At 31.1% G+C, this 10,318-nt stretch carries 8 protein-coding genes and 1 pseudogene; 1 reads left to right on the top strand and 8 read right to left on the bottom strand.

Features of this window, described 5'->3' with window-relative positions:
- The 3 genes from V6U76_RS02920 to V6U76_RS02930 all read right to left on the bottom strand — a co-directional run.
- A partial coding sequence (locus V6U76_RS02920) for a diaminopimelate epimerase (protein ID WP_458695394.1) occupies positions 1–356 on the bottom strand: 356 nt, incomplete at its 3' end.
- 49 nt (positions 357–405) lie between these two features.
- Positions 406–780, bottom strand: a complete 375-nt coding sequence (locus tag V6U76_RS02925; protein WP_333023526.1) for a hypothetical protein — start codon at positions 778–780, stop codon at positions 406–408.
- A gap of 5 nt (positions 781–785) precedes the next feature.
- Positions 786–1,274 carry a hypothetical protein gene (locus V6U76_RS02930; protein WP_333023527.1) on the bottom strand — a complete coding sequence of 163 codons (489 nt, stop codon included), beginning with the start codon at positions 1,272–1,274 and terminating at the stop codon, positions 786–788.
- 107 nt (positions 1,275–1,381) lie between these two features.
- On the opposite strand from V6U76_RS02930, the pseudogene V6U76_RS05680 reads away from it, so the two are divergent.
- Positions 1,382–1,488, top strand: a pseudogene (locus V6U76_RS05680) (IS982 family transposase); the annotation flags it as partial.
- Positions 1,489–1,542: 54 nt separating this feature from the next.
- Here V6U76_RS05680 and lpdA read toward each other — a convergent pair.
- From lpdA to V6U76_RS02955, 5 genes are all read right to left on the bottom strand, one after another.
- Complete coding sequence (gene lpdA, locus V6U76_RS02935) at positions 1,543–2,931, bottom strand: dihydrolipoyl dehydrogenase (RefSeq protein WP_333023528.1); 1,389 nt, start codon at positions 2,929–2,931, stop codon at positions 1,543–1,545.
- Positions 2,932–3,327: 396 nt separating this feature from the next.
- Positions 3,328–6,066, bottom strand: coding sequence for a 2-oxoglutarate dehydrogenase E1 component (locus V6U76_RS02940; protein WP_333023529.1), 2,739 nt, complete (start codon positions 6,064–6,066; stop codon positions 3,328–3,330).
- 22 nt (positions 6,067–6,088) lie between these two features.
- Positions 6,089–7,075 carry a hypothetical protein gene (locus tag V6U76_RS02945; RefSeq protein WP_333023530.1) on the bottom strand — a complete coding sequence of 329 codons (987 nt, stop codon included), beginning with the start codon at positions 7,073–7,075 and terminating at the stop codon, positions 6,089–6,091.
- Between the two features lie 238 nt (positions 7,076–7,313).
- Complete coding sequence (locus V6U76_RS02950) at positions 7,314–8,714, bottom strand: coiled-coil domain-containing protein (protein WP_333023531.1); 1,401 nt, start codon at positions 8,712–8,714, stop codon at positions 7,314–7,316.
- Positions 8,715–8,757: 43 nt separating this feature from the next.
- On the bottom strand, positions 8,758–10,318 hold a 1,561-nt coding region (locus V6U76_RS02955; protein ID WP_333023532.1), incomplete at its 5' end, for a hypothetical protein.

Below are 10,318 nucleotides of genomic sequence, written 5' to 3' on the forward strand. Positions count from 1 at the left end.
TTTCCCATATTAATCTTTATAGATTTCTTATCTATTTTAAAGCATTCTAAAATCCTATCATTTAGTAATTCGATAGTTACAAAATCAATATTTTTTTCCACCATAATGAAGTAACTGACACAACGTGCTGCATTACCACAAATCTCAGCTTCGCTGCCATCTCTGTTATAAATACGCATGAAACAGTCAGCTTTGCTTGAGGCTTCTATGATTATTACCTGATCACAACCAATACCAATTTTTCTATTTGCTATCTTTATATAATCTAGATTAGTAAAAGCAATACACCGTGAATCAATGATTACAAAATCATTGCCTGTTCCATGCATTTTGAAAAAAGGAACTTGGAGTTTCATGCATAAAAATCAGCAGTCTACTCCAAATCCTTTAGTAAATAAATAAGAATTAGTATAATTCTTGCTGAATATTTCGTTCACTTGTTGTATTGTCCATCCTAGTATTAGGAAGATCTATATCTTTTAATCCATGATATGCACTATAACCAAAACCGATAATCCCAACACCTACTGTAACAGCAGCTACTGCTATCAAATTAAAAACAAGAATAGCGGGTATAGCAACTGCTGCTGCTACAACAACGCTTATAACACACATTATGGCAGCTTGTGCTAGCTGCACTTTCTTTATTGATTCACATGGCCCTCTTTCATCTATGCAATACATCATCAAATTAAACATTTTATTTTTCTGTAACTGAGAAAAATAACATTCATCATCCTCATCAGGAAGGCTGTCCATAGATTGTACTAAGTTAAACACTCTACTTATTTTTCGCCATTTCTTGATAAGATCGACCAAAATACAGAGTTTACTTCTGATATCAGAAAATCTTCTATGAATTTAGCATAATCTATATTATCTTCATTATCTTCTTTATCTTCTTTATGATTTGTACTCATAGTAATAACATTATTTATAAAATCGATAGGACCTGGAGTTTTCTTATCTTTTCTCTTACTGCAACTGTTAATGAAACACAAAGCATTTTTGTCATTAAAAACGTTAGCATTAAAATCAAAATTTTTATGCTTTAACAAAAGCAGTATAGTCCTTTTTTTCAAGTCTTCAGGAATTTCATCTCCCATATAATAGACCATAAATAAAGGATGCATTTTATACTCACCATTAGTTGATAAATTAACATCAATGTCTTTTTGCTTTAATAGATATTCAAGCATTATCATTCTATCATTTAGAGGTAATTTTTCCTCCATAATAATACGATGCAAAGGAGCATATCCTTCTTTATCCAAAACATTAACATTAGCTCCTAAATCAATAGAAAGCTTAAACTCATCAAAATGCCATTAAGAATAGTTCCTCTCAGATTGCATTAAGATGAAAAACACACTTGAACTTAAGGCATAGATCTTCGATAAATTTTTAGTTCATATTTTTTCTACCATGATTTCATACTCTATACAGTCAAAAAAACCCTCTATTTCTAGCCTTTACTCCATTGATTAATCCATGCTAATGCAAGAAGTTTCTCGAAGGGGAACACTAAAATAAGTTTAGACATTAACTATTGAGTGATTCATTATCTGCAGAAAGTATTGATTCATGTATCATTTCTGAAAGAGTTGGATGAGGAAAGATCGTAGATCTTATATCGCAATCTGTTCCTTCCATCTGCTTGATAAGAGCAATACCATTAATTAATTCTGTTACCTCTGCACCTATCATATGAGAGCCAATAATTTCTCCTGTTTTTTTATCTATAATTGTTTTAACTAGTCCTTCAGTTTCACTCAAGGCAATTGACTTTCCATTAAAATTAGAATAAAATTTCCCTATTTTGATATCATATCCATCTTTTTTTGCTTGTTCTTCAGTCAAACCAACACTTGCTATTTGTGGATGTGAGTAAGTACAATTTGGTACACAGTTTCTTTTTAATGTATGTGGATTTTTACCAGCTATCTTTTCAATGCATATTACAGCTTCATGGCTTGCTTTGTGTGCGAGACAAGGCGCTCCAGCTACATCACCTATTGCATATAAATTTTCTTCACTAGTTTTATTCCAATCATCTATTTCAATAAATCCATAGGAATTTATCCTGATTTGTGTACTTTCAAGTCCTAGATTTTTAATATTAGCTTCAACACCAACAGCAAGAATTATTCTGTCAAAATTTTCTTTTTTTCCGTTACTAAACTCCGCTTTTACAGAATCTGTACTTTTAGTGAGTGTTTTGATACTTGTATTCGTATATATTTTTATTCCTTGATTTATAAATATTTCTTTTGCTAGATCTGAAATTTCCTTATCTTCAAAAGGAAGAATAGAGTTTTTCATTTCTATTATAGTGACTTGCACTCCTAAAGCATTGTAGAAGCTTGCAAATTCTATGCCAATTGCACCAGAACCTATTATAAGTAGTGACTCTGGTACTTTATCTGGTATCATGGCATGACGCGCATTCCATATTAATTTTCCATCTGCTTCTATTCCTGGTAAATTTCTTGCTTTAACACCAGTTGCTAAAATTACATGTTTAGAAGAAATTTCCTGCTCTTTTTTGCTGTCAGTAGTGATTTTTATAGTACCATCCCCAATAAGTTTACCAAAGCCTTTATGCACTGTAATGTTATTTTTTTTCATCAGGTATTCTATGCCTTGCGATAATCTTTTAACAATATCTCTAGAATATTTTACCATTAGTTTTATATCAAAACTTACATCATTTACTTTTATGCCAAATTCCTTTGATCTTTTAATTAATCTATATACTTCAGATGTTCTAAGCAGAGATTTTGTTGGTATGCAACCCCAATTTAAACAAACACCTCCTAAGTTTTCTTCTTTCTCGATTAGTGCAGTTTTAAATCCAAGCTGTGCTGATCTAATTGCTGCTGTATAACCACCAGGACCACTACCAATTATTACAACATCATAGCTATCCATTTCTTCTTTTCTTAAATATTAGAGAATTATATTTACCAGAGAAAGGCCTTATAATCAAGTAATTACTAAAATTCATATACTACACTTTTTTCAAACTCATATTTTATTAATATTTTTATAATTTATTGTGGATTTCTGTGAATAATCATGCTATTAGATTGATATCTCAATAAAAATAGTTTTTATTTAAGCAAAAACAAACATAATGATAGACAAGAAATCTATCACATAGCACCTGGCTTAGCACCTTGCATGCTAAAAAAAGAAAATGGAACGGATGCATTAAATTGCATACAATTATATAGAATGCAACTATAACCTAATTTTAATCAATTTTGTGAAGTGGCTCGCCTTCATGTAATGATTTTAGTAAAAATAGTCTAAAATAGTATAACCTTACATACAAAAGTTTGCTATCTCAGATAAAATTCTATTCTGCTGCTCTGAATGGGTACTAGAATAACCACATGCAGGAGATGCAGAAGCAGGTCTTGCTACACACTTAGGCCTTTTAGCTTTAACATTTAAATTAGATAATATTTCTTCTATTAATGGATTAATAAAAGACCAACCTCCCATATTTTTTGGTTCTTCTTGACACCATATAATTTCAGCATTTTGATATTTTTCAAGTTCAATGCCAAGTTTGTTAGCAGGAAAAGGATAAAACTGCTCAAGGCGTACTACTGCTATATCACTGATTTTTTTCATTTCACATATTTCAATTATATCATAATAAACCTTACCGCTACATATTATAACTTTGCGTATCTTATCATCCTGAGCTAAACCTTTTCTTAGTTCTGGAATAACTGCATGAAATTTTCTCTCAAAACCAGATAAATTAGAAACAGCTCTCTTATGACGTAATAGCGATTTAGGTGTAAATACTACTAAAGGCTTACGAAAATCACGGCAAATCTGTCTACGTAAAACATGAAAATAATTGGCAGGAGTAGAGCAGTTCACTATCTGCATATTATCTTCTGCACAGAGCTGCAAGAATCTCTCTATACGAGCAGAACTATGTTCAGGTCCCTGCCCCTCATAACCATGTGGTAACAACAAAACCAAACCACTTGACCTAAGCCACTTTGTTTCTGCAGACGCAATGAATTGATCAATCATAATTTGAGCACCATTTGCAAAATCACCAAATTGTCCTTCCCAAAGTACTAACGAATATGGAGAATCTAAGCTATATCCATATTCAAATCCCATCACAGCATATTCAGATAAAGCACTATCTATTACTTCAAAATTAGCTTGTTTTTCGCTGATATTATTTAGTGGAATAAAAATTTCTTCTGTTACTTGATCAATAAGTTTAGCATGACGCTGCGAAAAAGTTCCACGACCAGAGTCCTGTCCTGATAAACGCACTGCTATTCCTTCATTGAGTAACGACCCAAAAGCAAGGCTCTCAGCTGTTGCCCAGTCTATGTTAGTACCTGAACTTACGCTTTCCAATCTGCTATTTAGTATTTTCTTTACTTTGCTATTAAGATTAAAACCTGTTGGGATATTACTGTTTATATAAATACCCAAACTTCTCAGTTCTTCTTTTGAAATTCCAGATTCTATATCATACTCATTCATGTCATTTAGTTTAGCTTTTCTTAATTTAGACCATATACCCCTAAACCAATCCGCTTTTTTGGGAGTAAAATTTACTGATTCAATGAGACTCTTATTCAATTTTTCCCTGAACTCATTACGCAACTTATTTACTTCATCACTACTTACTACTTTTTCTGCAATTAACTTTTCTTCATATAATTTTCCAGGTACTTTATGCTTTGAGATTAATTTATACATCAGTGGCTGAGTGAAATTTGGCTCATCACCTTCATTATGTCCATATCTCCGATAACAGATTATATCAATAATTACATCCTTTTCAAATTTTTCTTTATATTCTAACGCGAGGTTAGAAACAAAGTGTACAGCTTCTGGATTATCACCATTAACATGAAATATTGGAACTTCTATAGATTTTGCTATATCAGTGCAGTAAGAAGAAGAACGAGTGCAGCATGGATTTGCAGTAAAACCAACTTGATTGTTGATCACAATATGCATAATGCCACCCACTTTATAACCCTCGATATTGCTTAAATTTAAAGTTTCTGCAACAACTCCCTGGCCAGCAAAAGCTGCATCACCATGAACAGATATTCCAAGAACAGAATTATTAGAATCTTGTTTTGCTCTTACTCTGCCAACTAAAACTGGATTTACTGCTTCAAGATGAGATGGATTAGAACATAAACTTAAGTGTATTTTTTTACCATCTGAAAGTATCCTGTCAGAAGAATAACCGAGATGATATTTAACATCTCCAGAAACATCAAGACCTTTAGGATATGCAAGATTTCCTTGAAATTCAGAGAACATTGCAGAATATTCTTTTCCTACAACTTTTGTTAGTACGCTTAACCTTCCTCTATGAGCCATACCAAGAACTACTTCTTCAGTATCGCATGCGGCAGCATCACTAATAATTTTTTCGATGGCAATAATAGTAGATTCAGCACCTTCTATTGAAAAGCGTTTATACCCAGGAAATTTCATGTGTAAAAACTGCTCAAACATTTCAGATTCAATCAAATTCTTTAGTATATCTTTTTTATCCTGTTGACTTAGTAAATAGGTTTGACTTTCTATTTTCTCTTGCAGCCATAATCTTTCTTCGTGAGAAGAAATATGCATAAACTCGAAACCAATATTCATGCAGTAAATATTTTTTAATATAGAGATAAATTCTTCAGCACTTATACTGCCTTCTTTATTTAATAGCCCATTCAAATTTATCGATTGATTTAAATTTATATCTTTTAAATTTGAGTATTTTTCATAATCTATGATGTTACTCTCATGTGGCTTCAAAGGATTAAGATCTGCAAAAAAATGCCCGTAAGACCTAAAAAAATTCACTAAATTATAAGCTAAGTCATCAATCCTTACACTTTTTTTTACATCATTTCCTTCATTAGCTTCTATACTGCTATTAGAGAATATTCTGCACCAATCTTCCCCAATTGATTTGTCACCTTGCAAGTAACGATTATAGATTTCTTCTACAAATTCTGCATTATCACCACTAAAACATGAGCTACCCTTTAAACTTTGCATAATCCACTATATAAAACTTTAACTAAGTATAACCAAAGTTTTCAAAAGAAGAAGTCTTATTAGGAAATTCCTCTCCCTTGACCTTTTTGTTCTCGTTTCTGTTCAATGGTCTCCGCCATGAGTTTTGTGTATTTTTATTCATTGAATTTGTCAATTCATGTACACGTAGCACATCATCAATCACACTAAATAATTCTTTCTTTGTTAAGTTAGGGTTATTTAATCTATGTGGTATGTTAAAAAGATCATCTGGATGCAGAGCTTCAGAAGTAACCAGATCTTTTATACATTCTTTAAAAAGTTGTATACGTTTTTTCAATTTTAAACCCTTTGTTTTATCATGAAAAGTTTCTAATTTTTCTACTGCTGCAAGCTTTGTAGTATCTTTAGGAACTTGTGTTTGTTTGGGAAGCTTTTGTAATTGACCTTCTTGCATAGCTTCAACTGTGAACTTCAACTCAGAAACTGCTGATTTAAATTGATTAAAATTGTCTTTTATAATTTCAGGTAATCTATTTAATTTATCGCTGTAATCTTTAATTTTAGCGTCAATACGTTCCAACTCCTGTTCTTGTACCATAATTTCTCTATGATTGTTTTCTCTTTTGGCATTTATCTGTTTGTGATGCTTGCTAAGCTCATTCCTTTTCATCAATCTTAAAAGTATTGTATCATTTTTCTTTAGTCTAATAATTTCATTTCTAAGTTCTCTTTTTGTCTCCACACATTTCAATATTCTATGAGACAAATTGGTTTGTTCCTTTAGATTTTTTAAAAGATCTCCTCCAGCACTTTTAGCATAATTAACTTGCTCATTTAATCTTTTAATATCTGTTTTCTTATATTTATTATGAAAATCATGCTCTCCTTCTAAACCATATACTTCACTTTGAAGTCTTTTGAATTTTTTAATCAATTCTCCAAAACCTATATTATCTTCTATTGCTTGTTCTTTAGGAGCATTACTTTTTTCTTTACGAAAAGTCTTTTTAAGTGGATTCCATTTCATGATGCTTTATTATTAAACTAATGTATATTATTTTATAGTTAAAATATTAATTATTTATTTAAATGATTAAAGATTTAATATAATATTTTAGTAAAGATATAGACTAAGAATAAAATTACAAAGTACCTGCAGATTTATCTTTATATTGAGACAAGAATAGTACTTATACAATACAACAAACAATCTACACATAAAACTTCAAACACTTCCACAGAAGTTTTTGAAGGAAAAAGTTTTACTAGAAAATTCCTCTACCCTTATCTTGTTTAGTTTCTTTTTGTTTGATGATTTTTTCTAGCCAATTTCTTCCTCCTTGTTGATCTTTTTGAGTTTCTTTACTTTCAATAGACTGTTGACCTTTTTGTACATCTTTCATTATTGTAGAAAATAGCTCATCACCTGCTAATTGCAATTGATTGATATTATTTTTTACAGTTTCCACTAACTTGTTTCTCTGATCTTTAGAGGCTCGAATTTTACCATCGATATGACTTAAATTCTGTTTTTTCTCTGCAATTTCCTTATTATCACTTATTGGTACTGTGCTCTTCTTTATTAATTCAGTAATTTCCTTTCTAAGCTTCCTCTTTTCTTCTACATGTTTTAATATTTTACTAGAAAGATCAGCTTGTTCCTTCAGATTTTCAAAAAGCTTTTTTCCATCATTTTCAACAACACCAATTTGTTCTGTTAGTTTACGAATGATTGCTCTATCACTTTCATTTAGTGTATCGAGAATACTTTTGCCATCTATATAATATAAATTATGTGTCGAATCTCTTGCGTCACGAACAAATTCTTTGAATAATTTTTCTGATTCTACTAAATCTATATCAAGCAAATTACGTGTCAAATCTCTTGCTTCACGAATAAGTTTTTTTGGTAATTTCCTTGATTCTGCCAAATCTATACTATCTTCTATCACCTTCTCTTTGCTAGTAATCTCTTTAAGTTTCTCAATTACTTTTCTTAATTTGTTCAGAATTTTATTAAATAGATTTTGTTTAGAGGCTTGTGTAGGTTGTTGTGCATGAATCTGTTCAGAAGACTGCGTTGTTCGACCTTCTTTCGATTCTAATTGATCTATTGAACTTCTCTGAGCAAGACGTGTTTTTAATTCACTATCAAACATAATTTTATTTAGGCTTGATTCTTCGAGATGCTGAGCTGCATATACTGTAGCATCAATTATTCCTTTTAATCCTTCTGATGTTAGATTAGTGTTTTCTATTTTTTTCATTATTTGTGAAATCATATCTTGTTCTAGAATTCCTAGAATTTTTAAATTTTTTACTTGTGCTTCAAAAATCTCTTTGCCTTGACCTAACTTATCAGAATCCATAGCATTACTTAGACTTTCCAACTCCTCTTTAAAGTACTGAGCAAATTCACCTTTATTCTTGGTAAAAAAACGATTTTTTTTGTTTATGTACTTACTTCTTTCTTTTTCTTTTTTCTTAATATTATCACTATTTTTGTTATATACTTTTAATAAACTATTTGCATGCTCATCTTTAATTTGACCTTGGTTTTGAAGATTATTAATATTTTCATTCTCTTTTTCCAATGCTTTAATTTTATTATTAAATTCTGTTATTTTATCAACTGTTTTACGCACTTCACTTCTAACGTTACTCATATTTATACCTCAAAAAAACTAATTTATATTAATTAAAAATTTATTATGCAGGGCCACGCTCCTTATTTTTCGTTACCTGTTGTACTGAAGAGTCATTAAGTTGAGTACCTGGTATAGTTATTGATTTAGAAGAAACTTTTATATCCGTATCAGTAGCATCTCTCATTTTTTGGAAGTGTGAACTTTTCTTCAATGCTTCATTCAATTCATGATTTCTAGTATTAGTATCTTTATTTGATATAATAGTATTGGCAGAAGCTACATTATGTGTTGCAGTAGAATGATCACTATGCTGTTGCTTTTCTCTCTTAAATTCCTCAAACTCTTCTATAGGAGGAGGAGTAGGTATATCTCTATCTTGCACAGAGGCTAACACTGGTGATGCACCAGACTGCACAGTGTGACCTACTTGCCCTTGTACTTGAGTAGGTGAAACTGCCGTATTACTTGTTGTTGGTGAAGGAGGAGGTGTAGCAACCACTTGTTGTGGTGTTGGAACTGACATTGATGATGTGCCAAGCTGAGCACCTTTATTAGGTGCAGTAGACTGTTGTGCTACAACATGACTTCCTTGTGTTTGACACACCTGCTTAGGGATTGTTTGTGCATCAGAAAAAGGAATAGGTGGTGCTGGCCTTACTAGTTCAACTGTTCTTTGCTGTGATTCCATGCTAAAAGTGCTGTTACTTCGTGATATAGGTAGTGAAGATGCCTCTCTTTGATAATTTTGAACTTCCTTGATTACATCATTAATGATAGTACGAAGTTCATCTTTCGTTAACTCATCATTATTTAAGTCTTTGCATATGTCTGAAACAAAATCTTTGTTTAGAGTCCCAGATTTAGTCATATTGTCTAACACTTTTTTAACATACTCCTTAGTTTTATTCATTTCGTAATTACCTTTAGCTAAATCTTGCAAGTACGCTATTTGATTATCTTGTTCTGATTTCATAGGAGCCACCTGCGCAACTTGAGCTTCTTGCATAGCTTGAGATGCCTCTCTTGTTGGATTAATGAGATTAAGATTTTGTGAAGCTTCAACTATTTCTTGCTGTAATACATGACTAACAGTGCTGTTTTGATATGATATGTTAACAATATTACTTTCCTGTGATAGATAATAACTTTCAACTTTATTGATTACATTATTAATAATACCACGAAGTTCTTCCTTTGTTAATTCAGGATTTTCAATCTGTTTTTCCATCTCCAAAGCATCACTTGAATTTATAATACCAGAATTACCTAGATTTTTTACGTCTTCTACAATAGATCTCGCAATTTCATCAACTCCGTAAAATTCTATATTTGTGCTCATAGTTTCTAAGTCTTGTATAGTTATCAGTGCAGAGTTCGGAAACAATGCTCTATCTTCAATATGATTTATTACTTTATAAATAAAGTTTAAAAAATTTTCCTCAGATAAATAAAAACGGGAACCTTGAAGTCTTTTGTTCTCTTGTAACATTTTATCCTGATCTAAAATTTTAAGATTATCTAAATCTTCTATACATTTCATTACACCTTTCCACTCATCATTTGTATGTCTATAAAAACTTTCCTCATTACTCCTCTTATTCTTTTTATTCTCAGTGATATTC

The sequence above is a fragment of the Wolbachia endosymbiont of Pentidionis agamae genome, from assembly GCF_036711655.1.
Lineage (GTDB): Bacteria > Pseudomonadota > Alphaproteobacteria > Rickettsiales > Anaplasmataceae > JAZHPY01.